The sequence below is a fragment of the Terracoccus luteus genome (assembly GCF_003635045.1).
Classification (GTDB): Bacteria; Actinomycetota; Actinomycetes; order Actinomycetales; family Dermatophilaceae; genus Terracoccus; species Terracoccus luteus.
In genome coordinates, this window is the sequence record NZ_RBXT01000001.1 from 348,425 (window position 1) to 373,869 (window position 25,445).

The 25,445-nt window shown below is 72.6% G+C and carries 23 protein-coding genes and 1 tRNA gene; 15 read left to right on the top strand and 9 right to left on the bottom strand.

Features of this window, described 5'->3' with window-relative positions; genetic code table 11:
* Positions 1–4: 4 nt before the first annotated feature.
* Positions 5–1,078, top strand: a complete 1,074-nt coding sequence (locus tag DFJ68_RS01720) for a UDP-N-acetylmuramate dehydrogenase (protein ID WP_121030516.1) — start codon at positions 5–7, stop codon at positions 1,076–1,078.
* A 50-nt stretch (positions 1,079–1,128) separates the two neighbouring features.
* Here the strand turns inward: DFJ68_RS01720 and DFJ68_RS01725 are convergent, their stop codons facing one another.
* From DFJ68_RS01725 to DFJ68_RS01740, 4 genes are all read right to left on the bottom strand, one after another.
* Positions 1,129–1,797 (bottom strand): hypothetical protein, encoded by a 669-nt coding sequence (locus tag DFJ68_RS01725; protein WP_121030518.1) that lies wholly within the window; start codon positions 1,795–1,797, stop codon positions 1,129–1,131.
* A gap of 94 nt (positions 1,798–1,891) precedes the next feature.
* Entirely contained in the window at positions 1,892–2,971 is a 1,080-nt protein-coding gene (locus DFJ68_RS01730) for an adenosine deaminase (protein ID WP_121030520.1), read from the bottom strand.
* 165 nt (positions 2,972–3,136) lie between these two features.
* Positions 3,137–3,700 carry a DUF5709 domain-containing protein gene (locus DFJ68_RS01735; RefSeq protein WP_245963388.1) on the bottom strand — a complete coding sequence of 188 codons (564 nt, stop codon included), beginning with the start codon at positions 3,698–3,700 and terminating at the stop codon, positions 3,137–3,139.
* Complete coding sequence (locus tag DFJ68_RS01740) at positions 3,697–5,055, bottom strand: aspartate aminotransferase type Ic (protein WP_121034975.1); 1,359 nt, start codon at positions 5,053–5,055, stop codon at positions 3,697–3,699. Before DFJ68_RS01740 ends, DFJ68_RS01735 begins: the two co-directional genes overlap by 4 nt.
* A 377-nt stretch (positions 5,056–5,432) precedes the next feature.
* Between DFJ68_RS01740 and DFJ68_RS01745 the strand changes: the two genes are divergently transcribed.
* The 5 genes from DFJ68_RS01745 to rplA all read left to right on the top strand — a co-directional run bounded on the left by DFJ68_RS01745 (position 5,433) and on the right by rplA (position 8,341).
* Positions 5,433–5,505 (top strand) — tRNA-Trp (locus tag DFJ68_RS01745).
* 127 nt (positions 5,506–5,632) lie between these two features.
* The gene (gene secE, locus DFJ68_RS01750; RefSeq protein WP_121030522.1) at positions 5,633–5,911 is read left to right on the top strand and encodes a preprotein translocase subunit SecE; all 279 of its coding nucleotides are present in this window, start codon (positions 5,633–5,635) and stop codon (positions 5,909–5,911) included.
* A 159-nt stretch (positions 5,912–6,070) separates the two neighbouring features.
* Positions 6,071–6,961, top strand: a complete 891-nt coding sequence (gene nusG / locus DFJ68_RS01755) for a transcription termination/antitermination protein NusG (RefSeq protein ID WP_121030524.1) — start codon at positions 6,071–6,073, stop codon at positions 6,959–6,961.
* Positions 6,962–7,058: 97 nt separating this feature from the next.
* On the top strand, positions 7,059–7,490 hold the full coding sequence (rplK, locus tag DFJ68_RS01760) for a 50S ribosomal protein L11 (protein WP_121030527.1): 432 nt from the start codon (positions 7,059–7,061) through the stop codon (positions 7,488–7,490).
* Positions 7,491–7,621: 131 nt separating this feature from the next.
* A complete protein-coding gene (rplA, locus tag DFJ68_RS01765; protein WP_121030529.1) occupies positions 7,622–8,341 on the top strand; it encodes a 50S ribosomal protein L1 in 720 nt (239 codons plus the stop codon).
* 102 nt (positions 8,342–8,443) lie between these two features.
* On the opposite strand, the gene DFJ68_RS01770 is transcribed toward rplA, so the two are convergent.
* On the bottom strand, positions 8,444–8,812 hold the full coding sequence (locus DFJ68_RS01770) for a VOC family protein (protein WP_121030531.1): 369 nt from the start codon (positions 8,810–8,812) through the stop codon (positions 8,444–8,446).
* 61 nt (positions 8,813–8,873) lie between these two features.
* Here DFJ68_RS01770 and DFJ68_RS01775 point away from each other — a divergent pair, with 61 nt between their 5' ends.
* Both DFJ68_RS01775 and ggt read left to right on the top strand, forming a co-directional pair.
* Complete coding sequence (locus DFJ68_RS01775; RefSeq protein WP_121030533.1) at positions 8,874–9,326, top strand: MarR family winged helix-turn-helix transcriptional regulator; 453 nt, start codon at positions 8,874–8,876, stop codon at positions 9,324–9,326.
* Positions 9,327–9,673: 347 nt separating this feature from the next.
* Positions 9,674–11,371 carry a gamma-glutamyltransferase gene (ggt, locus tag DFJ68_RS01780; protein WP_121034976.1) on the top strand — a complete coding sequence of 566 codons (1,698 nt, stop codon included), beginning with the start codon at positions 9,674–9,676 and terminating at the stop codon, positions 11,369–11,371.
* Positions 11,372–11,571: 200 nt separating this feature from the next.
* Here ggt and DFJ68_RS01785 read toward each other — a convergent pair whose 3' ends face one another.
* The gene (locus DFJ68_RS01785) at positions 11,572–12,441 is read right to left on the bottom strand and encodes a DUF3152 domain-containing protein (protein ID WP_121030535.1); all 870 of its coding nucleotides are present in this window, start codon (positions 12,439–12,441) and stop codon (positions 11,572–11,574) included.
* A gap of 299 nt (positions 12,442–12,740) precedes the next feature.
* On the opposite strand from DFJ68_RS01785, the gene rplJ reads away from it, so the two are divergent.
* Together rplJ and rplL are read left to right on the top strand one after the other, a co-directional pair.
* The gene (rplJ, locus tag DFJ68_RS01790) at positions 12,741–13,328 is read left to right on the top strand and encodes a 50S ribosomal protein L10 (protein WP_121030537.1); all 588 of its coding nucleotides are present in this window, start codon (positions 12,741–12,743) and stop codon (positions 13,326–13,328) included.
* A 66-nt stretch (positions 13,329–13,394) separates the two neighbouring features.
* Complete coding sequence (gene rplL / locus DFJ68_RS01795; protein WP_121030539.1) at positions 13,395–13,784, top strand: 50S ribosomal protein L7/L12; 390 nt, start codon at positions 13,395–13,397, stop codon at positions 13,782–13,784.
* A gap of 163 nt (positions 13,785–13,947) precedes the next feature.
* Here rplL and DFJ68_RS01800 read toward each other — a convergent pair whose 3' ends face one another.
* The gene (locus tag DFJ68_RS01800; RefSeq protein ID WP_121030541.1) at positions 13,948–14,865 is read right to left on the bottom strand and encodes an EamA family transporter; all 918 of its coding nucleotides are present in this window, start codon (positions 14,863–14,865) and stop codon (positions 13,948–13,950) included.
* Between the two features lie 72 nt (positions 14,866–14,937).
* Between DFJ68_RS01800 and DFJ68_RS01805 the strand changes: the two genes are divergently transcribed.
* Positions 14,938–15,861, top strand: coding sequence for a LysR family transcriptional regulator (locus tag DFJ68_RS01805; protein ID WP_121030543.1), 924 nt, complete (start codon positions 14,938–14,940; stop codon positions 15,859–15,861).
* Between the two features lie 30 nt (positions 15,862–15,891).
* Here the strand turns inward: DFJ68_RS01805 and DFJ68_RS01810 are convergent, their stop codons facing one another.
* A complete protein-coding gene (locus DFJ68_RS01810; protein ID WP_308331354.1) occupies positions 15,892–17,274 on the bottom strand; it encodes an FAD-binding oxidoreductase in 1,383 nt (460 codons plus the stop codon).
* Positions 17,275–17,338: 64 nt separating this feature from the next.
* On the opposite strand from DFJ68_RS01810, the gene DFJ68_RS01815 reads away from it, so the two are divergent.
* From DFJ68_RS01815 to DFJ68_RS01825, 3 genes are all read left to right on the top strand, one after another.
* Entirely contained in the window at positions 17,339–18,475 is a 1,137-nt protein-coding gene (locus tag DFJ68_RS01815; protein WP_121030545.1) for a hypothetical protein, read from the top strand.
* 70 nt (positions 18,476–18,545) lie between these two features.
* On the top strand, positions 18,546–19,541 hold the full coding sequence (locus tag DFJ68_RS01820; RefSeq protein WP_121030547.1) for a nitrilase-related carbon-nitrogen hydrolase: 996 nt from the start codon (positions 18,546–18,548) through the stop codon (positions 19,539–19,541).
* A 5-nt stretch (positions 19,542–19,546) separates the two neighbouring features.
* On the top strand, positions 19,547–20,578 hold the full coding sequence (locus tag DFJ68_RS01825; protein WP_121034978.1) for an agmatine deiminase family protein: 1,032 nt from the start codon (positions 19,547–19,549) through the stop codon (positions 20,576–20,578).
* A 114-nt stretch (positions 20,579–20,692) separates the two neighbouring features.
* Here DFJ68_RS01825 and DFJ68_RS01830 read toward each other — a convergent pair whose 3' ends face one another.
* A complete protein-coding gene (locus DFJ68_RS01830) occupies positions 20,693–21,358 on the bottom strand; it encodes a DUF4282 domain-containing protein (RefSeq protein WP_121030549.1) in 666 nt (221 codons plus the stop codon).
* 489 nt (positions 21,359–21,847) lie between these two features.
* Here DFJ68_RS01830 and rpoB point away from each other — a divergent pair, with 489 nt between their 5' ends.
* Positions 21,848–25,330, top strand: coding sequence for a DNA-directed RNA polymerase subunit beta (gene rpoB, locus DFJ68_RS01835; protein WP_121030551.1), 3,483 nt, complete (start codon positions 21,848–21,850; stop codon positions 25,328–25,330).
* The last annotated feature ends 115 nt before the right edge of the window (positions 25,331–25,445 follow it).

Consider the following 25,445-nt stretch of genomic DNA (forward strand, 5'->3'; position numbering starts at 1 on the left):
GCGGGTGCTGGAGCAGAACGACGTCCCGCTGGCGGGTCTGACGACGATGCGGGTCGGCGGCCCCGCCGCCCGGCTCGTCACCGTGACGACGACCGACGAGCTCGTCGACGCCGTGCGGGAGGTCGACGACGCCGACGAGCCGTTGCTCGTCCTCTCGGGCGGCTCGAACCTCGTCGTCGGCGACGAGGGCTTCGCCGGCACCGTCGTGCGCGTCGCCACGAGCGGGATCACCCCCGAGTCGGGCGACTACTGCGGCGGCGCCGTGGTGCGGGTCGCCGCGGGCGAGAGCTGGGACGGCTTCGTCGAGCACGCCGTCGGACAGGGCTGGGCCGGCGTCGAGGCGCTGAGCGGCATCCCTGGCCTCACCGGGGCCACGCCGGTGCAGAACGTCGGCGCCTACGGCCAGGAGGTCTCGCAGACCATCGCGCAGGTGCGCACGTACGACCGTCACGACCAGGTCGTGCGCACCTTCTTCAACGCCGACTGCGAGTTCACCTACCGCCACTCGCTCTTCAAGGGCGACTCCCGCTTCGTCGTGCTCGACGTCGTCTTCCAGCTCGAGGTCGCCGACCTCGGTCGCCCCGTCGCCTACCAGGCGCTGGCCGACGGCCTCGGGGTGCCCCTGGGCGGCCGCGCGCCGCTCGCCGACGTGCGCGACGCGGTGCTCGAGCAGCGTCGGCGCCGCGGCATGGTGCTCGACGACGACGACCCCGACACGTGGAGCTGCGGGTCGTTCTTCACCAACCCCCTGCTCAGCGAGGCGCAGTACGACGCCCTGGCGATGCGCGCCGCCGACCGGCTGGGGCCGGACGGCCCGACCCCGCCCCGTTTCACCGACCGGCCGGGCCGGGTCAAGACGAGCGCGGCGTGGCTCATCGAGCACGCGGGTTTCGGCAAGGGCTTCGGGATGCCGGCACCGGCGGCCCTGTCGACGAAGCACACCCTCGCCGTGACCAACCGGGGAGGGGCCAGCGCCGCCGACGTCGTGGCCCTCGCACGCCAGGTGCGCGACGGGGTGCTCGAGACGTTCGGGGTTCGTCTCGTCAACGAGCCGGTGCTGCTCGGCACCGCGCTCTAGGCCGGCGCGCGGCCGACTCGTGACGGACCGCGGACCGGCCCGCCGACGCGTCAGCCGAGGTCGACCTTGAAGGCCTGCGCCTTGATGTCGACGCCCGTCGTGCTGACCTCGTAGGCCGGACGGTTGAAGGTGAGGGTGACGGCCCCGGTCGAGCCCCGGTCGACCTTGAAGAAGAGCCAGCCGGTCTTCGTCTCGGCGCGCTTCGCGGCGACGAGCGGCGCGCCGAGCCTGCTGCCGAACTCACCGGTGGGCTTGACCTGCGTGGCCGCCGAGGCCGTGCGCACCGTGAACATCCCGGGCTGGACGTCGGCCGAGTAGCGGCTGCCGGCCTTGACCGTGACCTGCACGCCGATGATCTCGAAGGCGTCCTCGCCGACGGGGTTGCCAGCCGGGAACGGCACGTTGCGCGACAGGGTCGTGGCGGTGATGACGTGACCGAGGACGGGGTCCTTGATCTCCTTCGTGATCTTCTTGTCGGTGCGCTTCGGCGCCGCGGTGGTCGTGGGGGCCGAGGAGGTGGGCGTCGCGGACGTGCTCGACGAGACGCCGCCGGAGGCGGACGGCGTCGGGCCGGGCTCGTCGCTGCTGCACGCGCCGACGAGGGCGAGCGAGGCGACGGAGCCGACGACGGCGAGGCGCCGCAGGGCGGGGCGGGCGGCCGGCGGGCGGGTGCGGGTGGCGGCCGAGGTGGCGGGGGCAGGCGTCGTCGTGGGAGTCATCTCCACACCAGCATGACCGGCGATGCCGGGAGGGGGCAAACCCGAGGGTGTCGCCCGGACGGTCCCTGGGCCGCCGTGCGACGCCGGATGCCGGTCAGCCGGGTGCCGCCGCCGGGGCCGGTTTCGTCGAGCCGGCGAGCCAGTCGTCGACGGCGGCGAGCGCGGCGGAGCGTACCGACCACGGGGCCCGGCTGGCCTCGACCGACTGCCGGGCCAGCGCGGCGAGGCCGGCGTCGTCGACCCCGAGGCCGCGGACCGTCTCGTACTGGTCGACGAGCCGGCTGCCGAAGAGCAGCGGGTCGTCGGCCCCGAGCGCGACGGGCACCCCGGCATCCGTCAGGGCGCGCAGCGGGACCTCGGACGGGTCGGCGAAGACGCCGAGCGCGACGTTGCTGAGGGGACACACCTCGAGGGCGACCCCGGCGTCGGCGACGGCGGCGACCACCTGCGGGTCCTCGACCGCACGGATGCCGTGGCCGATGCGGTCGGGGCGCAGGTGCTCGAGGGTCTCCATGACGGCCTGGGCGCCGAGCAGCTCACCACCGTGGGGCACGAGCGCGAGCCCGGCCCGGGCGGCGATGCGGAAGGCGGGTGCGAACGCGGCGACCTCGCCGCGACGCTCGTCGTTGCTCAGGCCGAAGCCGACGACCTCGCCTGCGCCCTCCCCGGCGTGGCGGGCGGCGAGACGGGCGAGCGTGCGCGCCTCGAGGGGGTGGCGCATGCGGCTGGCCGCCACGACGATCGCGACGCCGGTCGGCCCGGTGCGCGAGACCGAGCGAGCCTCGTCGAGCACGATCTCGAGGGCGGGCGTCAGGCCGCCGACGAAGGGGGCGTACGAGGTGGGGTCGACCTGCAGCTCGAGCCAGCGAGAGCCCTCGGCGGCGTCGTCCTCGGCTGCCTCGCGCACGATGCGGCGCAGGTCGGCCTCGGTGCGCACGCAGGCTCGGGCGGCGTCGTAGAGGCGCTGGAAGCGGAACCAGCCGCGCTCGTCGGTGGCGCGTGCGAGGCGGGGCGGGTAGCCGGTCGTCAGGGCGTCGGGCAGCCGGATGCCGTGGTGCGCGGCGAGCTCGCGGACCGTCTGCACCCGCATCGACCCGGTGAAGTGCAGGTGCAGGTGGGCCTTGGGCAGGTCGGCCAGGCTGCGAGCCCGGCTGCGGGTCTCGGGCCGCGTCATGGACCGAGTGTGGCACCCGGGTGCGGGCGGCCGGTCACGGCCGGTCGCGACCGTGCAGCCGCCCGAGCGGGGACGGCGGGGGACGAGGGGGGACGACGACGGCCCCCGACCGCGAGGTCGGGGGCCGTGCGTCGATCGGTGGGTCGGGACCCGGTCAGATCCGGATCAGATCCGGTCGGGATCGTCGGCGATCTCGTCGACGACGTGCATCGCGGCCTCCTCGGCCGTGGCGGCGGCGCCGTCGATGCCCACGTCGCTGGCCCAGACCTGCTTCTCGGAGTCCTCGTGGGCACCCTCGTCGTCGGCCACGAGGCGGCCGGCCCGCTCGTCGCCGACCTCGTTGTCACCGAGCCAGTCGTCCTCGGCCGCGATGGAGTCGGGGTCGTCGCCGCCGACGCGGGGCTCGTCGAGGCCGCTCTCGTTCTCGGGCCGCCCGTAGGCGGTGTTCGGGTCGGGCTCCTCCTGGAGGATGCGCTGGTCGATCGTCTCGTCGAGCGACTGCTCGTAGGCGGTCGTGCCGAAGGCGTCGGTGCCGCGCTCGGTCTCGTTGGGGGAGTAGCCCCGGTCGAGCGGGTCCTCGACGTCGTCGTCGCCGAGGTCCTCGAGGTTGCCGGGCTGGTCCTCGTCGTCGACGCTGTAGCTCGTCAGGTCGTCGTCGATGTTCTCGTTCGGCTCGGTCCCGCTCGCGGCGAGGTCGCCCTGGTCGGCCATGTCGCTGACGTCACTCATCGGGTGGCTCCTTCGGTCGCATTCACGTCGTCACCCGTACCCACTGCGGCCCCGGCGTGCGACGCCGGGCCTGCCCCGTCGGCATCCTCGCCGGTCTGCTCGCCGGGCCCACCGGCATCCGCGACGAGACGCTCGGCGGCGGCGAGGGCGACGCACGTGGCGACGCCCGCCATGGCGGTGCGCACCTCGTCGAGCACCGGGAAGGTGGGCGCGAGGCGGATGTTGCGGTCGCGCGGGTCGTGGCCGTGGGGGAAGGAAGCGCCGGCGGGCGTCAGCGCGATGCCGGCGGCCTTGGCCAGCTGCACGACGCGGGTGGCGGTGCCGTCGAGGACGTCGAGGTTGACGAAGTAACCACCGGTCGGGCGGGTCCACTCGGCGACGCCGAGACCGTCGAGGCCCGCGGTGAGGGCCTCGTCGACGGCCGCGAACTTCGGCGCGATGATCTCGCGGTGCCTGCGCATGTGGGCACGCACGCCGTCGGCGTCGCGGAAGAACTCGACGTGGCGCAGGTGGTTGACCTTGTCGGGCCCGATCGAGCCCATCGACAGGTGCCGCAGGTACCAGGCCACGTTCGCCTCGCTCGCCGCGAGCACCGCGACGCCGGCGCCGGCGAAGGTGATCTTCGACGTCGACGCGAAGACGATCGGCCGGTCGGGGTGGCCCGAGGCCGCGGCGAGGGTGAGCACGTCGGCGCTCTTGGCCTCGTCCTCGGTGAGGTGGTGGAAGGCGTAGGCGTTGTCCCAGAAGATCGTGAAGTCGGGGGCGGCGGTGGGCATCGCGGTCAGGCGCGCCGCGACCTCCTGCGAGACGACGGCGCCCGACGGGTTCGCGTACGTCGGCACGATCCAGATGCCCTTGACCGAGGCGTCGTCGCGCACGAGGGCCTCGACGGCGTCCATGTCGGGGCCGTCGTCGTGCATCTCGACGGTGACCATCTCGATGCCGAACGCGGCGAGCATCGAGAAGTGGCGGTCGTAGCCCGGCACGGGGCAGACGAACCTCACCGTCTGCTCCTGCCCCCACGGACGCGGCGAGGCGACGCCGCCGAAGAGGAGGAAGTCGACGATCGTCGTGTACATCATCGACAGGCTCGAGTTGCCGCCGGCGACGACCTGAGACGGCTCGACCCAGAGCAGCTCGGCGAAGATCTCGCGCAGCTCGGCCAGACCCTCGAGCCCGCCGTAGTTGCGCACGTCGACGCCCTTGCGGTCCTTCGTCGTCGTCGGCAGGTGCAGCAGGTCGTCGGACAGGTCGAGCTGCGCCGCCGACGGCTTGCCGCGGGTGAGGTCGAGGGCGAGCCCCCGGGCCTTCAGCTCGTCGTAGGCCTGCTGCTGCTCGTCGCGGAAGGCGCGCAGCGCGTCGGCCGGGCGGTCCGCGAGGGGCGTGCGCCCGGCGGCGCTGCCCGCAGCGCCCGCAGCGCCCGCGGCGCTGCCCGCAGCGCCCGTGGTGGCGTCCGTACTGTTCGTGCTGGCGGTGTTCGTGGTCACCCCCCGATCCTCCCACCGTGGCGCTCGCCGGGCTCGTCGCGGTCCGGATGCCGGGTCGTGGCGGGTCATGGCCGGTCGTGGTGGCGCGTCGCGGTGCCGCTGGTGCCGTCCACCCCACCCCGCGGGTGTCGGGCGGCGCTGGTTCGCGTCCGCCCGGGGCGTCCCGTATGATCGTCGTTCGGACGGCTTCGCTGGCCATGCTGACGCATGCCGTCCCGCCGCGGTCACCCACCGGGCCACGGCGAAGGGCAATAGCTCAATTGGTAGAGCTCTGGTCTCCAAAACCAGCGGTTGGGGGTTCGAGTCCCTCTTGCCCTGCGCATCAGAAGTGGTCGTCGTGCATGGCGGCACGCGGCTCCTCGCGCCGTACGACGCGGTCCCGGACGGGTCGCTCGCACCGCGAGGTCCTGTCGCGGGCCCACACCCCAGGCAGAAATGAGGAATCGTGACGGAGACGAGCGCCAAGCGCGGGTCTGACCGGGGCGACCGGGCCGACCGCGCCCGCGGCGGCAACCCCGTCTCGCGGCTCTTCGGCGCGATCGGCCTCTTCGTGCGCCAGATCCTCGACGAGCTGCGCAAGGTCGTGCGGCCCACCGGTCCCGAGCTCGTGCGCTACACGACGGTCGTCGTCGTGTTCGTCGTGGTGATGATGGCGCTCGTGTCGGTGCTCGACCTCGGCTTCAGCCGCCTCATCTCGTTGGCCTTCACCGGCTCGGCGACCTGAGCCGAGCACAGCCTTTTCGAGCAGACCTGAACAGACCAGCGGGACCCGAGTCGGACCCCGCACCCGACGGCGGCGCAGACGTGAGCAGCGCAGGCGCCCCACCGGCCCACCAGGGCCCCGGCCGACCGGCCGGAAACCGAGCAAGGAAGTAGGTCCAGCGTGTCCGAGCAGTTCGCCTCCCAGGGCGATGACGTGACCGACGGCGACGCCACCGACGTCCTCACCACCCAGAGCGACCCCACCGGCGAGAACGCTGACGGCGTCCACACCGTGCAGGCGCCCCCGAGCACCGACGAGCTGAGCGACGCCGAGGGCGACGACGTGTCCGTCGAAGCCGACGAGGACGACGACACCGACGATGCCGTGGACTCGGCCGACGCCGACGACGAGGCGGACGACGCCGACGAGACCGCTGCGGCCGCCGTTCCCACGGGCTCGGGCGACCCCGTCGCGGACTACAAGGCCGAGCTGCGCTCGCGCTTCGGCGACTGGTTCGTCATCCACTCCTACGCGGGCTACGAGAACCGGGTCAAGGCCAACCTCGAGACCCGCATCCAGACCCTCAACATGGAGGACTACATCTTCGAGATCGAGGTCCCCATGGAGGAGGTGACCGAGATCAAGAACGGCCAGAAGAAGAACGTGCGTCGCGTCCGGATGCCCGGTTACGTCCTCGTGCGGATGGACCTCACCGACGAGAGCTGGGGCGCCGTGCGCCACACCCCCGGGGTGACCGGCTTCGTCGGCAACGCGCACCAGCCGGTGCCACTGTCGATCGACGAGGTCTTCACGATGCTGGCCCCGACCTTCGACACCCCGGCCGACGAGGCGGGGGACTCCGCCGGTGGCCAGGGCGCCGCGAAGAAGGAGGTCCGGGTCGTCGACTTCGAGGTCGGCGAGTCCGTCACCGTCATGGAGGGTCCGTTCGAGACCCTGCCGGCGACGATCTCCGAGATCAACGGCGACACCCAGAAGCTCAAGGTGCTCGTCTCCATCTTCGGCCGGGAGACCCCGGTCGAGCTGTCCTTCGGCCAGGTCGCCAAGATCTGACCGGATGCCGGTCGCAGCAGCGGCCGGCACTGCAACCGGGTCATCGCCCAGCCAGCACGACAGGCGTAGGCCCACCCCCAGAAGAAGGAACATCGCAATGCCTCCCAAGAAGAAGGTCTCCGGCTTCATCAAGCTGCAGATCCAGGCCGGTGCCGCCACGCCCGCGCCGCCCGTCGGCCCCGCCCTCGGTCAGCACGGCGTCAACATCATGGAGTTCGTCAAGGCGTACAACGCCGCGACGGAGTCCCAGCGTGGCAACGTCATCCCGGTCGAGATCACGGTCTACGAGGACCGCTCGTTCACCTTCGTGACGAAGACGCCCCCGGCCGCCGAGCTCATCAAGAAGGCCGCCGGCGTCGCCAAGGGCTCGGGCGAGCCGCACAAGACGAAGGTCGCCACCCTCTCGCGCGAGCAGGTCCTCGAGATCGCCCGCCAGAAGATGGAGGACCTCAACGCCAACGACGAGGAGATGGCGGCGCGCATCATCGCCGGCACCGCCCGCTCGATGGGCATCACGACGGACTTCTGAGCCACCCGGCTCGGGCAGCTCCGCCCGCTCAGCCCGCCGACCGGCATCCACCCCGGATGCCGGGAGGCGGCCGTGGGAGACCAGCGCACGGTCGCACCACGACTCCGCACGACACACCACAGGAGAGAACCATGAAGCGCAGCAAGAACTACCGCGCCGCCGCCGAGCTCGTCACGCCCGGCAAGGTGTACTCGCCCCTCGAGGCCGTCCGCACGGCCAAGCAGGCGGCCAAGGCCAAGTACGACGAGACCGTCGAGGTCGCCTTCCGCCTCGGCGTCGACCCCCGCAAGGCCGACCAGGCCGTGCGCGGCACCGTCAACCTGCCCCACGGCACCGGCAAGACCGCCCGCGTGCTCGTCTTCGCGAACGGCGACAAGGCCGAGGCGGCCCGCGAGGCCGGCGCCGACTTCGTCGGCTCCGACGACATGCTCGAGAAGGTGCAGGGCGGCTGGCTCGACTTCGACGCCGTCGTCGCCACGCCCGACATGATGGGCAAGGTCGGCCGTCTCGGAAAGGTGCTCGGCCCCCGTGGCCTCATGCCCAACCCGAAGACCGGCACCGTCACCATGGACGTCGCCAAGGCCGTCACCGACATCAAGGGCGGCAAGATCGAGTTCCGCGTCGACAAGCACGCCAACCTGCACTTCATCATCGGCAAGGTGAGCTTCGACGAGAAGTCGCTCGTGGAGAACTACGGCGCCGCGCTCGAGGAGATCCTGCGTCTCAAGCCGTCGTCGTCGAAGGGCCGCTACATCGAGAAGGCCACGGTCAGCACGACGATGGGCCCCGGCATCCCGCTCGACTTCAGCCGCACCCGCAACCTCCTCGAGGAGGACGGCGCGACCGTCTGACGGTCCGCCACCCGCTGACAGCAGCACACGGAGATCCCCCGGCACGACGTGCCGGGGGATCTCTGCGTCTGCCTGAACCCCGGCCTCCGGGCTCGGACGCCGTCAGGCGCGGTCGTGCAGCGTGACGTGGTACCCATCGGGGTCCGCGAACGTGAAGGTGCGCCCGAAGGGGCCGTCGACGGGTGCGGTGACGATGCGGGCGCCGTCGGCGACCAGCCGGTCGTGGATCTGCTGCACGTCGGTCGCGTGCAGCCAGAGAGCCGTACCGACCCCGGGCTGGTCGAGGGCGGCGATGTCGGTGCCCGGCACCTGCTCGCGCAGGGCGAAGGCGACGGGCCGCGTCGTGAAGACCACGGCGTGGGGCGGGCCCGCGGGGGAGCGCTCGAGGCCGAGGTACCGCTCGTAGAACGCTTGGGAGGCGGCGAGGTCGGTGGTCTGCAGCGAGATGAAGTCGGGGCCGGTGACGGGCATGGTGTCTCCTCATGATTGTGTGTCAGTTTTCTTACATGCAAAGGTATGTCAGGATGCTGACATGAGTCAAGGACGGGTCGAGCTGGGGACGTCGGTGGGCTACGCCCTCAAGGAGGCGGCCAGCGCCCTGCGCGCGGCGATGGAGGAGGCCCTGCGTCCGCTCGGCCTCGGGGTGACCCAGTACTCCTGCCTCGAGGTGCTGGCCCATCGCCCGGGCTCGAGCAGCTCGGACCTCGCACGGGCCACCTTCGTCACCCGGCAGTCGATGGGGAGCCTGCTGCAGTCGCTGGAGCGCGACGGCCTCGTGGCCCGGGCGACGGAGCCGGCCGGTGGGCGGGCGCTGCCCACGCGGCTGACAGCGGCGGGGCGCAGCGCCCTGCAGGACGCGTCGGCGGCGGTGCGGGCGGTCGAGGCGCGGATGCTCGGCGGTCTCACGGTGACGCAGGAGCGCGAGGCGCTGCAGCTGCTGCGTGGCATGGTCCGCGCCCTGCAGGACGAGCCCGGCGTGGACTGACGGGGCCGGATGCCGTGGCGACGTCGATGAGCGCCCACCGATCGCCAGCGGTGGTGGCCGTCGGCGGTCGGGTCTACGGTCCGATCATGAGCCACCTCACCCGTAGCGACAGTCGCACCAGTCCACCCCGCCCAGCCCGTCCCGCTCGCCCCGCCAAGGCCGCCCACACCGGGCGCCGGCTCGCCGTGGCCCTCGCCGCCGCGGCCCTGCCCGCCTCCCTGCTGCCGGCCGCCGCGGGGGCGGACCCGGTCTCGGGTGCCTCGTCCGCCACGAGCGGGGCGGCCAGCGCGGCCGCCGCCGACGGCCCGTGGCAGGGCTCGACGCCGGCGCTGCCCAAGCAGCCGGTCATGACCGGATTCGGCGGCGCCGTGAGCTCGGTCGACCGTGACGCCTCGCAGGTCGGCATCGACGTGCTGCGCCAGGGCGGCACGGCGGCCGACGCCGCGGTCGCCACCGCGGCCGCGCTCGGGGTGACCGAGCCCTACAGCGCCGGCATCGGCGGCGGCGGCTTCTTCGTCTACTACGACGCGGCGACGAAGCGCGTGAGCACCATCGACGGCCGCGAGACGGCCCCGAAGACGTTCACCGAGAAGAGCTTCCTCAACCCCGACGGCACGCCGATGAGCTTCACGACGGTGGTCAGCTCGGGCCTGTCCGTCGGTGTCCCCGGCACCCCCGCCCTGTGGGCCAAGGCGGTCGCCGAGCACGGGCGCAAGAGCTTCAGCCAGGTGCTCGCGCCGGCCGAGAAGCTGGCCCGCCAGGGCTTCGTCGTCGACCAGACCTTCGCCGACCAGACGGCGCAGAACGCCGCCCGCTTCTCGATGTTCCCCGAGACCGCGCGGGTCTTCCTCCGTGACGGGGCGGCCCCGGCGGTCGGGTCGGTCTTCACCAACCCCGACATGGCCAAGGCGTACCACACCCTGCGCACGCAGGGCACGGGCGTGCTCTACGACGGCCGTCTCGGCCGCGCCGTCGTCTCGGAGGCGCGGGCGCCGCACACGAAGGCCGGCGTCACGGTCATGGGCGGCAAGATCACGATGGACGACCTGCGGGCCTACCGGGCGCTCGACAAGGCGCCCGTCACCTCGCGCTACAAGGGGCTCGAGGTCTACGGGATGCCGGTCCCCAGCTCGGGCGGCATCGCCGTCGCCGAGATCCTCAACCTCATGAAGGCGTACGAGAACACGACGGGCGTGGCGACGAGCGCCCTCAGCGACGTCGAGTACCTCCACCGCTTCTCCGAGGCCTCCGCCACCGCCTTCGCCGACCGCAACCGGTACGTCGGCGACGTCCCCGGCGTGCCCGTCAAGGCGCTGACGAGCCCGGGCTTCGCCGCCGAGCGGGCCTGCCTCTTCAGCCCGACCGCGGCGCAGGCGCGCCCGATCCCCTTCGGCTCACCCGACGGCAGCTACACCTCGTGCGCCGCGGGCGGCACGGGCCAGAAGGAGCCCTACGAGGGGCAGTCGACGACGCACCTCACCGCCACCGACCGGTGGGGCAACGTGGCGTCGTACACCCTCACCATCGAGCAGACCGGAGGCTCGGGCATCACCGTGCCCGGCTGGGGCTTCCTGCTCAACAACGAGCTGACCGACTTCAACTTCGCCCCGCTCACCCCGGGCGTGCCCGACCCCAACCTGCCCGGTCCGGGCAAGCGGCCGCGCTCGTCGATGAGCCCGACGATCATCCTGCAGGACGGTGCGCCGATGCTCGCGGTCGGCTCGCCCGGCGGCGCGACGATCATCACGTCGGTGAGCCAGACCATCCTCGGCTACCTCGACCGGGGCCTGCCGCTCGTCGACGCGATCGCCGCCCCGCGCCTGTCGTCGCGCAACGGCTCGGAGGGGGCCGAGCCGCAGATCCTCGACGGCCCGACCGGCGCCGGCCTGCGCGCCCTCGGGCACGTGCTCGTGTCCGGCGGCACCCCGAACGAGATCGGCGCCGTGACGGCGATCCGCAGCTTCGAGCGCGGGGTCTTCGTCGCGGCCGCCGAGTCGGTGCGACGCGGCGGCGGCTCGGCCATGGTGGTCAAGCCCGTCCAGTGACCTGAGGGCGTGGCGTGCGGGGTCGGCGGGCGGGCAGCCCGCCGGCCCCGCATGGTCGTGCCCGATGACCCGCCCGATGACCCGCCCGATGACCCGCCCCGGTCGGCCGCCCGTGGTGAGGCCGGGCGGTCGGGGCCCGGTCGTCGGGGGCGGTCAGGCCCCGCCGGCGCGCCTGGAGGGCGGCGGCGGGAGGAGGACGGTCAGCCCTTGGCGGCCGGCCACGGCCACGGCGTGCAGCCGTCGAGGCCGTAGGTCTGCTGCATCATGACCGGCGCAGGGCGGCCCTTGCCGCCGCACTGCACGTGCCCGTGACCGATGCCGTGGCCGACCTCGTGGTTGACGAGGTACTCCCGGTAGGCGGCGACGTCCGTGCCGTACGCGTCGGCGCCGAGCAGCCACCGCTTCGCGTTGAGCACGACCCGACCGCCGTTGTGGCAGCTGACGCGGCCCCGTGTCTGCAGCGGCGCGCAGAGCCGGTCGGTCGTGTCGGGGCTGGTGAGCATGATGCGCAGGTCGGGACGCTGCCCGCCCCTGACCTGGGCGGGGCTGAGGTTGACGAACTTCACCCGGTCGCGGTTCTGCCAGCCGCGGGGGTCGGTGAGGTCGGCCACGACCGTGCGGGCGTAGGCCGTGGGCTCGACGCCGAGGCCGCCCTCGGTCTCGACGGTGTAGCGCACGACCCTGCCGCTCGACGGCGTCTGGCGCACGGAGCCGGCCGGCACGGTGAGCACCCTGAAGCGCCCGTCGCCCTTCTGCACGACCTTCGGCGGCGACACGGGGCCGGCGCTGGGCTCGGCCGTCGGGACCGACTCCGCCGAGTCGACCGCCCCGGTGGCGCGGACCGTCCCGGTCGTGCCGGTGCGGAAGGCGACGTCGGTCGCGGCGGCGAAGGAGGCGGCCACGGGGGCCGGCGTCGGGGCGGTGCCCACCGGCGACGCGCTCGAGGCGGACGGGGTGCTCGCATTCTGCGGGTCGCGCCCGACGGCGACGGCGACCCCGAGCACGTCGAGACCCAGACAGACCGCGACGGCGACGGCCGCGGCGGTGCGGCGACGGGAGACGACCGACATGCTCGTCAACCTAGGGGAGGCCCCCCACGAAAGCGAGCGGCGCACCGGCATCCGCGCCCTCGATTTGGAGCCGGCCGCCCCCAGCCCGTAACCTCTGTCTCGACCAATGACCGCCGGTTGGTCGGGAGTGGGCTCCACCTCCGACCCGAAGGTCCCGCCACGATGCGGGCAGCCAGCGCAGGACCTCAGCACCACCACGTCCACGATCCACCGGACGTCGTGCCCCGAGCGCCCTGCGCCGGGGCTCTTTTCGTGTCGGGCCCTTCACCGGCGGCGCAACCGCAGGGAAGGAGGCCCAGATGGCGAACGCCGAGAAGAGCGCAGCCATTGCCGAGATCACGGAGAAGTTCCGTGAGTCCGGTGCGGCCGTTCTCACCGAGTACCGCGGCCTGACCGTGGCGCAGCTCTCGCAGCTGCGTGGCTCGATCCGGGAACACGCCACCTACGCCGTGGTCAAGAACACGCTCACCGAGCGCGCCGCCAAGGAGGCCGGGATCACGGCCTTCGACGGCCACCTCCAGGGCCCCTCGGCCATCGCCTTCGTCACCGGTGACCCGGTCGAGGCGGCCAAGGGCCTGCGTGACTTCGCCAAGGCAAACCCCCTCCTCGTGATCAAGGCTGGCGTCCTCGACGGCAAGCCTCTGAGCCCCGAGGAGATCACGAAGCTCGCGGACCTCGAGTCCCGCGAGGTTCTCCTGGCCAAGCTGGCGGGCGCCCTCAAGGGCTCGCTCAACAAGGCCGCCTACCTCTTCGTCGCCCCTCTGTCGCAGACGGCCCGCGTGGTCGACGCCCTGCGCCAGAAGGTGGAGGCGCAGGGTCCCGCCACGCCGGCCCCCGCGGCCGACGAGGCGTCCACCGACGTCGCCGAGGGTGGCGACGAGAGCTGACGCGTCCTCGCGTCCGCTCGCTTCATCAACACGCCACTCACGGCAAGCAACAGGAAGGAAGCCATCATGGCCAAGCTCAGCACCGACGAGCTCCTTGACGCCTTCAAGGAGATGACCCTGATCGAGCTCTCTGAGTTCGTCAAGCAGTTCGAGGAGACCTTCGAGGTCACCGCCGCCGCCCCGGTCGCCGTCGCGGCCGCCGGTGGTGCCGCCGGCGGCGCCGCCGCCGAGGAGGCCGAGGAGCAGAGCGAGTTCGACGTCGTTCTGACCGCCGCGGGCGACAAGAAGATCCAGGTCATCAAGGAGGTCCGCGCCCTCACGAGCCTGGGCCTCAAGGAGGCCAAGGACCTCGTCGACGGCGCCCCCAAGCCCGTCCTCGAGAAGGTCGACAAGGCCTCCGCCGACAAGGCGAAGGAGCAGCTCGAGGCTGCCGGCGCCAGCGTCGAGCTCAAGTGAGCCGTCCCGGCTGAGCCGGGACACCGCAGCACCAGCACACCGCGAAGGCGGGTCCGACCGAGAGGTCGGGCCCGCCTTCGTCGTCTGCCGTCATCGAGATCGCGACCGGAGAAACGGCGCGACCGTCGGATGCCGGGTCGTGGCCGCCGTCGGGCGGCTGCCGTCACGCGTCGGCGCGCACCAATGAGGGCTCGCGGCGGACGGGGTCGGCCCGCCGCCGCGACCGGGACGAGCCGAAGAGGACCCCGCCGACGACGAGGACGCCGGCCACCGCCTCGACGACGTCGATCGCCTCGTCGAAGAGCAGCCACGACGACAGCACACCGACGACCGGCACGAGCATCGAGAAGGGCGCCACGGTGCTCGAGGGGTACCGGGCCAGCATGGTGTTCCAGATGCCGTAGCCGACGAGGGTGGCGACGACGACGACGTAGAGCAGGCCGCCCAGCGCCGGCAGCGCGGCCGGGGTGAAGGCGGTCCCGAGCGCCGCGCCGATGCGGGCAGGCCCCTCGACGACGAGCGACAGGGCGAGCATCGGCAGCACCGGGACCGTCGACATCCAGAGGGTGAGGTGGAACGGGTTCGGGGCCTGCGCCCGCCGGCTGCAGACGTTGCCGACGGCCCAGCCGAGGGCGCCGCAGAGGGTGAGCAGCAGCGGCAGGAGGGCCGCCACCTGAGCACGGTGCGCGGCGATGAGCCCCAGCCCACCGACGGCGACGACCACGCCCACGACCTGGCGACCGGTGAGGCGCTCACGCAACAGCACCCCGGCGAGTACGACCGTGAACGGCGCCGACGCCTGCAGCACGAGCGAGGCGAGCCCGCTCGGCATCCCGGCGGCCATGCCGAGGTAGAGGAAGGCGAACTGCGCCGTGCCGATGCCGAGGCCGGTGCCGACGAGCCACCGCAGCGGGATCGGCGGTCTCGGCACCAGCACGAGCGTGGGCAGCGCGATGAGGGCGAAGCGCACGGCGACGAGCAGCAGCGGCGGGTAGTGGCGCAGGGCCAGGGCCGTGGCGGGGAAGTTGAGCCCCCAGCACACGGCGACGAGCACGGCGAGGGTGCGGTCACGGGTGGTCACCCCTCCACCGTGACGGCACGGACGCTGTAGGACAAGCACAGATTGGTTCATCGACGATGTAGCGTCACTTCAGTGACGGGCGCCCGGTTCGACCTCGACCAGCTCGAGCTGCTGCGCGAGCTCGCCGACCGCGGCTCGGTCACGGCCGTGGCGCAGGCCGTCGGTCGCACCCCCTCGGCGGTCTCGCAGCAGCTGCGTGCCCTGCAGCGCCGCGCCGGGGTGCCGCTCGTCGAGCGGGTGGGGCGCGGCGTCGCCCTCACCGACGCCGGTCGCGCGCTCGCCGAGGGCGCGGTCCATGTCGCGACGGCGCGCGCGCAGGCGGAGTCCGACTGGCAGCGCTACCGGGGCGAGGTGTCCGGCACCGTGCGCCTGGCCGCCTTCCACTCGGCCGGCGAGCTGCTCGTGCCGGGTCTGCTCGACCGCCTCGCCGCCCACCCCGCCGTGCGCCTCGAGACCTACGACGAGGACGTCGCCCAGGACGCCTTCGCCGCGCTGACCGCCGACTACGACATCGTCGTCGCCCACCGGTCCGACGACGTCGAGCCGCCCGCCCGCACGGCCCTCGTCACGACCCTGCTGCTGCGCGAGCCCCTCGACGTCGGCCTGCCCCTCGGCCACCGGCTCGCCGACCGCCCCTACGTCACCCCGCTCGACGTCATCGACGAGGACTGGGTCGTCCCACCGCCCGACTACCCGATCGAGCGCGTGCTCACCGCCGTCGCCGCCCGAGCGGGGATGCCGGTGCGCGTCGTGCGGCGCTCGACGCACCTCCCGCTCATCGAGAAGCTCGTCGCCGCCGGGCACGGCATCGCGCTGCTGCCCCGTCACACGACGGTCGAGCGGGCGCAGGGCCACCTCGCCCTCGTGCCGCTCAAGGAGATCCGCGCCGGCCGGGTGGTCGAGGCGCTGCAGCGGCCCGATCGGGCCGCCCGGCTCGCGGTGCGCACGGTGCTCGACGCCCTCGTCGAGCAGGCCCGCACCGTCGACCCCGCCTGAGGCCGTCGGCCGGGCGGAGGGCCGGCCGGGTCAGAAACCGGCGCCGGGGTTGAGGATGCCCTGCGGGTCGAGCGCCGCCTTGATGCGGTGGGTCAGGGCCATGACGTCGTCGCCGAGCTGGAGGGGGAGGGCGTCGCGCTTGAGCCGGCCGATGCCGTGCTCGCCGGTGATCGTGCCGCCCAGGCCGATGGCGAGGTGCATGACCTCGGCGAAGGCGGCGGCCGCCCGCTCGCGTGCCGCCTCGTCACCGCGCGGGTAGACGATGATCGGGTGGGTGTTGCCGTCGCCGGCGTGGGCCACCGTCGGGATCTCGACGTCGAGCCGCTCGGCGATGGCGGCGATGCCGGTGAGCAGCTCGGGCAGCAGGGGCACCGGGACGCCGACGTCCTCGAGCATGAGGGCGCCCCGCCGCTCGATGGCGGGAAAGGCGGCGCGGCGGGCGGCGGCGAACATCTCTCCCTCCTGCGGGTCGTCGGTGACGAAGCACTCGGTGGCCCCGTGCGCCTCGCACTCGCGCTGCATGAGCTCGATCTCGGCGGTGCGCGCGGCGCCGGGGGAGTCGGACTGGGCGATGAGCAGCGCGCCGGCCGAGCGGTCCAGGCCCATCGGCAGGTGGTCCTCGACGGCGTTGACGGAGGCCTGGTCCATCAGCTCCATCATCGAGGCGCGCGTGCTCGCACCGATGGCGACGACCGAGGCCGCCGCGGCCTCGACCGTGGCGAAGGTGGCGACGAGGGTCGCGACCGGCGGCTGCGCCGGGACGAGGCGCAGGACGGCGCGGGTGACGATGCCGAGCGTGCCCTCGCTGCCGACGAAGAGCTTGAGCAGCGAGAGGCCGGCGACGTCCTTGATGCGGGGTCCGCCGAGGCGCACGAGCGACCCGTCGGCGAGCACGACGTCGAGGCCGAGCACGTAGTCGGTCGTGACCCCGTACTTGACGCAGCACAGGCCGCCCGCGTTGGTGGCGACGTTGCCGCCGATCGAGCAGATCTCGAACGACGACGGGTCGGGCGGGTACCAGAGGCCGTGCTCGGCGGCCGCCCGCTTCACCTCGACGTTGAGGGCCCCCGGCAGGACGACCGCGGTGCGGGTGGGCACGTCGATCTCGATGGTGCGCATGCGCTCCGTGCTGACGACGAGGCAGCCGTCGACGGAGCAGGAGCCGCCCGAGAGCCCGCTGCCGGCGCCCCGCGGAACGATAGGGACCGCGTGCGCGGCGGCCCAGCGCACGGCGGTCTGCACGTGCTCGGCGGTCTCCGCGCGGACGACCGCGACCGGCATCCCGGCGGCCTCCGACCGGGTCCAGTCGCGGCGGTACTTCTCGACGGCGTCGGCCTCGCGCAGGAGGACCCCGGGCGGCAGCTGCGCCGCGAGGTCGTCGAGTGGGGGAGCGTCCTTGCTCAGGGTCGTCACCTCGCCACGGTAGCCCGAACGGGCGCGGCAGGGCCGTCACGGCACAGCCGGGTACGTTGACGTCATGGCCTGGTTCTCCCGCAAGCAGCAGTCGACCGAGACCCACCCCGACACCGCAGCCGGTCCCCTGACGGAGGGGTCGCCGACGGCTCCGACCGGTGCCGGGGCAGGCGTCGCGCCGGGCGCGTCACCGTCCGCTCCGGACACCGGCCGCTACGGACCCCGGGTGCGTGTCACCGAGCTCGACCAGGCGCCGCAGGAGCTCACGTGGCAGCTGCCGCTGCAGGGCGAGCTCTACCGGCTCATGCCCGGGCCCGACCGGCCCGACTACTCGCTCATGGTGCTCGAGCGGCCCCTGCACTTCTACCCCGCGGACACCTTCGACCGGGGTCGGGTGCCCGCCGAGCAGCTCGTCGAGGACCGCCGCGGCCGCCCCATGGTGCGCGTGCACGCCCTGCTGCTGTGCGCCCGCTTCGTCGGCCAGCAGCTGCACCCCGGCATGCGTGACCTCGCCGTCAACATCGCCTACGTCATCGACCCGAGCCTCGCGCAGGACGACGCCGTCGACTTCGCGAAGATCGAGTACGCCGCCGTCGGCCTGCTGAGCGAGGGGCACGTGGATGCCGGGTCGCCGGCCACCGCGGACGGGCCGGCCGCCGCGGGGGCGCCGGCCGGGACGCACGAGGCCGACACCCACGAGGCCGAGGCACCGCGCGACGTCGACGGGCGGGACAGCGCCGGTGGCGAGGTGCCGGCCCCCGTGGACCGGCCCGACCCGGCCGCGCAGGCGGCGGTCGACGCGGCCGCGGGCGCCGGGGCCGCGCCGGGAGCCGGCACCGACCCGCAGACGCCCGAGCCGGTCGACCCGGCCGACGTCGCGGGCGACGGCCCGCCACCGATGGTGCTCATGGGGGAGGTCCTCCCCGAGGTCGCCGGCACCCTGCGCAGCGGCATCGAGCAGCAGCGCTCGGCCGGGGTGGAGCGGCTCACGGTGACGTTGCAGCTCGACGAGCAGCACCGGGTCACCGGCCTGTCCGGCAACGCCGACGGCGCCCCTCCGGTGCCGACCCCCGAGACCTTCGAGCGCCTCAACGCCGCGCTCGCGCGGCTCAACGAGCTGCCCGAGAACCACGCCGTCCGGGGCCTGACCCTGCGCATCGACGGTGACCAGCTCGACTCGGACATCGACTACCGCAGCTAGGCCGACGGGAGCTCAGCCGGGGCCCGTGGAGCCACTCGGGCCTCGAGGGGGCTCGGGCATACTGCGCCCTGTGAAACTCATCCAGGCCGACGGCGTCCCCGAGTCCCCAGCCCGTGTCGAGCCGCCCGAGGGTGGCCCCGTGCGCGTGGCCCTCGTCCAGCACGCGTGGCAGCCGGACCGCGACGCGCTCGTCGCGACGCTGCGTGACGGCATCCGGACGGCGGCGGAGGCGGGTGCCCGCATCGTCTTCCTGCCCGAGCTGACCCTCTCGCGCTACCCCGCCGACACCCTGCCCGAGGGCACCCCGAGCGCGACGGCCGAGGACCTCGGGAGCGGCCCGACGGTGACCTTCGCCCGCAAGGCCGCCATGGAGCACGGCGTCTTCGTGCACGCCTCCCTGTACGAGCGCGCCGCGTCGCCCGACGCCGCCGAACGGGGCGACGACGGGCTCGGCTTCAACACCGCCGTCGTGCTCTCGCCGGAGGGCGAGGTCGTGGCCCGCACCCGCAAGACGCACATCCCGGTGACGGCGGGCTACTACGAGGACAAGTACTTCCGGCCCGGTCCGGCCGCCGACGCCTACCCGGTCGTCACGCTCGAGCGGCCCGAGGCCGGCGTCGACGTGCGCCTCGGCCTGCCGACGTGCTGGGACGAGTGGTTCCCCGAGGTGGCCCGCCTCTACTCCCTCGCCGGCGCCGAGGTGCTCTGCTACCCGACCGCCATCGGCTCCGAGCCGGACCACCCCGACTTCGACACGCAGCCGCTGTGGCAGCAGGTCATCGTCGGCAACGGCATCGCCAACGGCCTGTTCATGGTCGTGCCGAACCGCCACGGCACCGAGGGGCTCATCACCTTCTACGGCAGCTCGTTCATCTCCGACCCCTACGGTCGGGTGCTCGTGCAGGCCCCGCGCGACGAGGACGCCGTGCTCGTGGCCGACCTCGACCTCGCGCAGCGCCGCGACTGGCTCGAGCTGTTCCCGTTCCTGTCGACCCGGCGCCCGGACTCCTACGCGGCCCTCACCGAGCCCGTGCGCCCCGAGCACCGCCGCGCCGACGCCTCGTGAGCGACCTGCGCTGGCGGATGCCGGCCGAGGGTGACCCGCACGAGTGCACGTGGATGGCGTGGCCGTCCGCCGGCTACACCCTGGGTGGGACGACGGCGGATGCCGACGTGGCGCGCGACACGTGGGCGGCCGTCGCCGCCGCGGTGGCCGGGTTCGAGCCGGTGCGGATGCTCGTCACGCCGGGCGACCGTGACCTGGCCATGCGGCGGCTACCCGTGGAGGTCGAGCTCGTCGAGGCCCCGCTCGACGACGCGTGGATGCGCGACATCGGCCCCACCTTCGTCCGGTGCGACGACGCCCCCGACGGGCCGCTGCTCGGGGCGGTCGACTGGGTCTTCAACGGCTGGGGAGCCCAGGCGTGGGCCACCTGGGAGCACGACGCCCGCGTCGGCGCCCTCGTCGCCGACCTGGCCGGGGCGCAGCGCATCGGCTCGGACCTCGTCAACGAGGGCGGCGGCATCCACGTCGACGGGCTCGGCACCGTGCTGCTCACCGAGACGGTGCAGCTCGACCCCGGGCGCAACCCGGGCCTGACCCGCGCGGACGTCGAGGCCGAGCTGGCCCGCACCATCGGGGCGACCGCCTTCGTGTGGCTCCCGCGGGGGCTCACGCGCGACTACGACGAGTTCGGGACCCGTGGCCACGTCGACATCGTGGCCACCATCGCCTCGCCGGGCCGGCTGCTGCTGCACGACCAGCGCGACCCGGCCCACCCGGACCACGCGGTCACGGAGCGGCTGCGCGAGGTGCTCGCCGACGCCCGCGACGCCCGGGGTGAGCGGTTCGAGGTGCTGCCGGTGCCCGCGCCCCGCACCCTCGCCGACGACGGGGGGCCGGTCGACTGGAGCTACCTCAACCACCTCGTCGTCAACGGCGGCGTCGTCGCCTGCACGTTCGGCGACGAGAACGACACCGAGGCGCTCGAGCTGCTCGGGGCCGCCTACCCCGGGCGCACGGTCGTCGGCGTCGACGCCCGGCCGCTCTTCGACCGCGGCGGCGGCATCCACTGCATCACCCAGCAGCAGCCCCGCCTCTGACTCACCTCCCGACACCCTTGGACCGTCGAGAGGCCACGTCCCGACGTCGGGACGTGGCCTCTCGACGGGTGCGTCCGTCGGGACGTGGCCACTCGACGGCGTGAGGTCGGGGGGTCAGGCCTGGGGGAGGCGCTTGTGGATGTCCTCGCTCATGCGCACGACCGAGATGTAGAACTCGAGGGTCATGCGGATGAGGGCGAGGTAGATGACGAGCACGATCGGGCCGAGGACCAGCACGACGAGCCCGAGGCCGACGTTCTGCACGAACGCCGCGACGAGCCACACGAGCCACGCCGCCCCGAGGGCGAGGGTCGCGAGCAGGTAGACGAAGCGCACGAGCATCGGCGTGACGAAGTGCGTGAACGAGAAGTCGAAGAGGGCCCTGAAGAAGCTGCCGCCGTCGCCGGCGATGTCCTGCACCTGGGACTGCACCTGGGCGGTCGGTGACCCGCCCTGCCGGCCGCCGGACGAACCGGGGCCTGACGCGCCCGCCCCTCCCCAGCCGCCTCCCGTCGGGCCGCCGGCCGGACCACCGGACGGGCCCTGCTGGCCGAAGGGGCCCGGCGGGGTCGAGCCCGGCTGCCCCGGGCCGACGGGCTGGGTGGGCTGGGTGGACTGGACCGGCTGGGTGGGCACGGTCGGCATGCCCTGGGTGTACGGCGCCGGCGGGGGAGCGCCCCCGGCCCCGGAGGCCCCTCCTGGCGGCGCGCCGAACGCCCCCCGCTCCTGCGGCCGGCCCTGCGGGTCGTTCGCGTCGTGCGGCTGGTCCTGGTCCGACACCGGTGTGCCTCTCGCTCGTCACCTCGCCCGTGGGGGCCCTGGCCGCCACTGTAGGACGGGCGGTCGCCCGGCCGCGGGACCCGGCATCCGTCGGTCTCCGCGCTGCGTCCGGCGCCCGGAAACGGGGGGTTCGGCCCGAAAAAACACCCGGAAACGGCGTCCGCGACGCGCCGATCCGCGAGCAGCCCTTGACGCGGAGCCCGCGCCGGGCCATATTCGTCGCGTTCACCACGAACTCCCGGTCCGGGAGGGCGTCGAGCTGCGTGCGGTGTCAGACACCGCCGCTCCTGCCTCCGCCTCTTGACCCGGCTGGACACTCCTGCCCTCTGACGGTAGGCTAGGCCTTTGCGCTGCCCATGTCTCCGCGCGACCCTTGCTTCAGTCCTTCCGGCGTGCCCTCCGGCACCTCGGACTGATCCGGGTCACGTGAACGGCGTCATGCGGTGGCACAGACGAAGATTCGAGAAAAGGCCCGTGGAAGGACCCTCCTTGGCTGCCGCGCGTACTGCGACGAACATGTCCACCGCACAGACCCCCTCCGGGCGTCTGTCCTTCGCGAAGATCCGCGAACCCCTCGAGGTCCCTGACCTCCTGGCCCTCCAGACGGAGAGCTTCGACTGGCTCCTCGGCAACGAGCGTTGGCAGGCCCGTGTGGCCGCTGCCAAGGCCGACGGCCGTACCGACGTCCCCGACCGCTCCGGTCTCGAGGAGATCTTCGAGGAGATCTCCCCGATCGAGGACTTCAGCGGCTCGATGTCGCTGTCGTTCCGCGACCACCGGTTCGAGGAGACCCGCAAGACGATCGAGTCGTGCAAGGAGCGCGACCAGACGTACGACGCGCCGCTGTTCGTCACGGCGGAGTTCATGAACAACACGACCGGCGAGATCAAGAGCCAGACGGTGTTCATGGGCGACTTCCCGCTCATGACCGAGCGCGGCACCTTCATCATCAACGGCACCGAGCGTGTCGTCGTCAGCCAGCTCGTCCGCAGCCCGGGCGTCTACTTCGAGCGCACGCCCGACAAGACGTCCGACAAGGACATCTACACCGCGAAGATCATCCCCAGCCGCGGTGCCTGGCTCGAGTTCGAGATCGACAAGCGCGACATGGTCGGCGTCCGCGTCGACCGCAAGCGCAAGCAGTCGGTGACAGTGCTCCTCAAGGCCCTCGGCTGGACCGAGGCCCAGATCCTCGAGGAGTTCGGCGACTTCGACTCGATGCGCCTGACCCTGGAGAAGGACCACATCCAGAACCAGGACGACGCGCTGATCGACATCTACCGCAAGCTGCGTCCGGGCGAACCGCCGACCAAGGAGGCCGCGCAGAACCTGCTCGACAACCTCTACTTCAACCCGAAGCGCTACGACCTCGCCAAGGTCGGTCGCTACAAGGTCAACAAGAAGCTCGGGCTCGACGCGCCGATCAACGACTCGACCCTCGCGATCGACGACATCGTCGCGACGATCAAGTTCATCGTGACGCTGCACGACGGCCAGAGTTCGATGACCGGGACGAAGGACGGCGAGCAGACGGACGTCCGCGTCGAGGTCGACGACATCGACCACTTCGGCAACCGTCGCCTGCGCTCGGTCGGCGAGCTCATCCAGAACCAGGTGCGCACCGGCCTCTCGCGCATGGAGCGCGTCGTGCGTGAGCGCATGACGACCCAGGACGTCGAGGCGATCACCCCGCAGACCCTGATCAACATCCGCCCCGTGGTGGCCTCGATCAAGGAGTTCTTCGGGACCTCGCAGCTCTCGCAGTTCATGGACCAGAACAACCCGCTCGCGGGTCTGACGCACAAGCGTCGTCTGTCCGCGCTGGGCCCGGGTGGTATCTCCCGTGACCGCGCGCAGATGGAGGTCCGCGACGTCCACCACAGCCACTACGGCCGCATGTGCCCGATCGAGACGCCGGAAGGCCCGAACATCGGCCTCATCGGCTCGCTCGCGAGCTACGGGCGGATCAACGCCTTCGGCTTCATCGAGACGCCGTACCGCAAGGTGGAGAAGGGTCACGTCACCGACGAGATCCACTACCTGTCCGCCGACGAGGAGGACAAGTTCGTCGTCGCGCAGGCCAACGCGCCGCTCGACCTGAGCAACGACTTCGTCGACGAGCGCGTGCTCGTGCGCACCAAGGGCGGCGAGGTCGAGCTCATCCCGGGCGAGGACGTCGACTACATGGACGTCTCGCCGCGCCAGATGGTCTCGGCCGCGACCGCGATGATCCCGTTCCTCGAGCACGACGACGCCAACCGTGCCCTCATGGGCGCGAACATGCAGCGTCAGGCGGTCCCGCTCGTCAAGAGCGAGGCCCCGCTCGTCGGCACCGGCATGGAGTTCCGCGCCGCCCTCGACTCGGGCGACGTCGTCCGCGCCGAGAAGGCGGGCGTCGTCCAGGAGGTGGCGGCCGACCTCGTCACCGTCGCCGCCGACGACGGCACCTACCGCACCTACCCGATCGCGAAGTTCGCGCGCTCCAACCAGGGCACGAGCTACAACCAGGTCGTCCTCGTCAACGAGGGTGACCGGCTCGAGGCCGGCGGCGTCATCGCCGACGGTCCCGCGACCGACGGTGGCGAGATGGCGCTCGGGCGCAACCTGCTCGTCGCGTTCATGTCGTGGGAGGGCCACAACTACGAGGACGCGATCATCCTCAGCCAGCGCCTGGTCCAGGACGACGTCCTCTCCTCGATCCACATCGAGGAGCACGAGGTCGACGCCCGTGACACCAAGCTCGGCCCCGAGGAGATCACCCGGGACATCCCGAACGTCTCCGAGGAGGTCCTGGCCGACCTCGACGAGCGCGGCATCATCCGCGTCGGCGCCGAGGTCCGCGACGGCGACCTGCTCGTCGGCAAGGTCACGCCCAAGGGCGAGACCGAGCTGACGCCGGAGGAGCGCCTGCTGCGCGCCATCTTCGGTGAGAAGGCGCGCGAGGTGCGCGACACGAGCCTCAAGGTGCCCCACGGCGAGACCGGCACCGTCATCGGCGTCAAGGAGTTCCGCGCCGACGAGGGTGACGACCTGCCCCCGGGCGTCAACCAGCTCGTGCGCGTCTACGTCGCCAACAAGCGCAAGATCACCGACGGTGACAAGCTCGCCGGCCGTCACGGCAACAAGGGCGTCATCTCCAAGATCCTGCCGGTCGAGGACATGCCGTTCCTCGAGGACGGCACGCCCGTCGACGTCGTGCTCAACCCGCACGGTGTGCCGCGACGGATGAACCTGGGTCAGATCCTCGAGCTGCACCTCGGCTGGGCCGCCAGCCGCGGCTGGAAGATCGAGGGCGAGCCCGAGTGGGCCAAGGAGATCGCTCCCGACGCCCACGAGGCCGCCCCCGGCTCGCGCGTCGCCACCCCGGTGTTCGACGGTGCGTCCGAGGACGTCGTGACGGGTCTGCTCGACTCGACCCTCAAGACGCGCGACGACGTCCGCCTCATCGACGCCTCCGGCAAGACCCGCCTCTTCGACGGCCGCTCCGGCGAGCCGTTCCCGGAGCCGGTCGCCGTCGGCTACATGTACATCCTCAAGCTGCACCACCTCGTCGACGACAAGATCCACGCTCGCTCGACGGGTCCCTACTCGATGATCACCCAGCAGCCGCTCGGCGGTAAGGCCCAGTTCGGTGGCCAGCGCTTCGGTGAGATGGAGGTCTGGGCGCTCGAGGCGTACGGCGCGGCGTACACGCTGCAGGAGCTGCTGACGATCAAGTCCGACGACGTCCCCGGCCGCGTGAAGGTCTACGAGGCCATCGTCAAGGGCGAGAACATCCCCGACTCCGGCATCCCCGAGTCGTTCAAGGTCCTCCTCAAGGAGATGCAGTCGCTGTGTCTCAACGTCGAGGTCCTGAGCAGCGACGGCACGACGATCGAGATGAAGGAAAGCGACGAAGAGGTCTTCCGCGCGGCGGAGGAGCTCGGTATCGACCTGAGCCGGCGTGAGCCGTCCAGCGTCGAAGAGGTCTGAGAAGGCCCCCTCGCGAACGTGAGCGGATGCCGGTCGGCCCGGCCGGCCGGCATCCGCCCCCTCGCACCGCACCCCCACTCAGACCCCAGATTTCAGCAAGAGACACGAGAGAAGG

Bases quoted from the DNA above. Each gene is read 5' to 3' on its own strand.
- DFJ68_RS01725 (WP_121030518.1), bottom strand. From the start codon at position 1,797: ATGACTCCCACGACGACGCCTGCCCCCGCCACCTCGGCCGCCACCCGC.
- DFJ68_RS01730 (WP_121030520.1), bottom strand. From the start codon at position 2,971: ATGACGCGGCCCGAGACCCGCAGCCGGGCTCGCAGCCTGGCCGACCTG.
- DFJ68_RS01735 (WP_245963388.1), bottom strand. From the start codon at position 3,700: ATGAGTGACGTCAGCGACATGGCCGACCAGGGCGACCTCGCCGCGAGC.
- rplK (WP_121030527.1), top strand. From the start codon at position 7,059: ATGCCTCCCAAGAAGAAGGTCTCCGGCTTCATCAAGCTGCAGATCCAG.
- rplA (WP_121030529.1), top strand. From the start codon at position 7,622: ATGAAGCGCAGCAAGAACTACCGCGCCGCCGCCGAGCTCGTCACGCCC.
- DFJ68_RS01770 (WP_121030531.1), bottom strand. From the start codon at position 8,812: ATGCCCGTCACCGGCCCCGACTTCATCTCGCTGCAGACCACCGACCTC.
- DFJ68_RS01775 (WP_121030533.1), top strand. From the start codon at position 8,874: ATGAGTCAAGGACGGGTCGAGCTGGGGACGTCGGTGGGCTACGCCCTC.
- ggt (WP_121034976.1), top strand. From the start codon at position 9,674: ATGACCGGATTCGGCGGCGCCGTGAGCTCGGTCGACCGTGACGCCTCG.
- DFJ68_RS01785 (WP_121030535.1), bottom strand. From the start codon at position 12,441: ATGTCGGTCGTCTCCCGTCGCCGCACCGCCGCGGCCGTCGCCGTCGCG.
- rplJ (WP_121030537.1), top strand. From the start codon at position 12,741: ATGGCGAACGCCGAGAAGAGCGCAGCCATTGCCGAGATCACGGAGAAG.
- rplL (WP_121030539.1), top strand. From the start codon at position 13,395: ATGGCCAAGCTCAGCACCGACGAGCTCCTTGACGCCTTCAAGGAGATG.
- DFJ68_RS01815 (WP_121030545.1), top strand. From the start codon at position 17,339: ATGGCCTGGTTCTCCCGCAAGCAGCAGTCGACCGAGACCCACCCCGAC.